This window comes from Porphyromonas sp. CAG:1061 (assembly GCF_000435035.1).
GTDB classification, from domain to species: domain Bacteria; phylum Bacteroidota; class Bacteroidia; order Bacteroidales; family Porphyromonadaceae; genus Porphyromonas_A; species Porphyromonas_A somerae.
In genome coordinates this window covers 1,630-2,309 of record NZ_HF988934.1, presented here as the reverse complement: position 1 = coordinate 2,309, position 680 = coordinate 1,630, and the positions used below count along the sequence as shown (strand labels likewise).

2 protein-coding genes are annotated in these 680 nt (G+C 54.9%); both read right to left on the bottom strand.

The window, feature by feature from the left end:
* A partial coding sequence (locus QVO39_RS06930) for a radical SAM protein (protein ID WP_502685069.1) occupies positions 1-295 on the bottom strand: 295 nt, incomplete at its 3' end.
* A partial coding sequence (locus QVO39_RS06925) for a 6-pyruvoyl trahydropterin synthase family protein (protein ID WP_288171894.1) occupies positions 292-680 on the bottom strand: 389 nt, incomplete at its 5' end. The genes QVO39_RS06925 and QVO39_RS06930, both read right to left, overlap by 4 nt.

Genomic DNA, 680 nt, shown 5'->3' with positions numbered 1-680 from the left:
GGGCTTGCCAGTAGCCAGCCGACTTGAAAAACTCCACTACCTCCTCCGTGAGTTGCAGAGTTGGTTCCCCCCCAGTCCAAAGGAGGTTTTTGCAGGTCGGGTATCTCTTCTTGATCTCCTCCAGTAGCTCCTCTGGTGTGCACTCCATCTCCACTCGATCAAAAGCAGTGTCGCAGAAGTCGCAACGCAGATTACACCCTGTAAGGCGAATGAAAATCATCAGCCGACCACTATTCGCCCCCTCCCCTTGCAAGCTCTGAAAGAGCTCCACAATCCTCAGCCGATGCTCCATCATTCCTCAATGCGAGCTGTGGCGGCACATTTACGCGTCTCCTCTACTCGGCACTCCACCAGCCTACAGCCCCATGGCTCTAGGAGGGGTGGGGCGATGGTCGATAGCATATATTGGGCAATGTTTTCCGCCGTTGGGTTAAAAGGCACTGCCACAATACTCTCGGGGCTCAGCTGCTCAAGCGTCGGCAGGTAGGGGTCCTCCACAAAGAGAAGAAAGCGATGGTCCCAATGCTCCTCCAGCCACTGGCAGAGCGTCTCCTTGATCACCGAAAAGTCCAGCACACGCCCCAGTTCGTCCAACCCCTCCATCGCCTCTATCACAAAGTAAAAGCGATAGTTGTGTCCATGGAGGTGGCGGCACTTACTCTCGTGATTCATCACCCTAT